The sequence below is a fragment of the Brevibacillus sp. SIMBA_040 genome, assembly GCF_046535075.1.
Classification (GTDB): domain Bacteria; phylum Bacillota; class Bacilli; order Brevibacillales; family Brevibacillaceae; genus Brevibacillus.
Map to the genome: position 1 here is coordinate 1 of NZ_JAWRXI010000102.1, position 330 is coordinate 330.

Annotated in this window: 1 protein-coding gene; it reads left to right on the plus strand. The window is 57.3% G+C overall.

Annotated elements, in window-relative coordinates:
- Nucleotides 1-108: 108 nt before the first annotated feature.
- Nucleotides 109-330 (plus strand): GIY-YIG nuclease family protein (locus tag SB752_RS32140; protein ID WP_410719460.1); only part of this gene is annotated, 222 nt, incomplete at its 3' end.

The window sequence follows — 330 nt, forward strand, 5'->3', positions numbered from 1 at the left end:
CGCATCAGCGTTTCATGGAGGGGGAACAAAGGCGGGGACGCGGGACAGCAAAACAATGACCGGCTCTCGGTATCGGCCGAGTCACTTCCTTCGGCTGGCGGCGCCTATTTGTTGCGCCACACCGGAAACGGGCGGATATATGTAGGCTCCTCAATGAACATCCGAGGACGTGCCCTATCCCACGTGTCCGATCTTCAACGCAAAAATCACTGCAATTCCCTGTTGCAGCGGGACTACGACCTATCAGGTGGTGACGTCTTCGAGTTTTCCGTTGTTGGCCTGGCGGCCAATACACTGGAGGCAGAGCGACTGGAGGCGAAAGCGATCGAT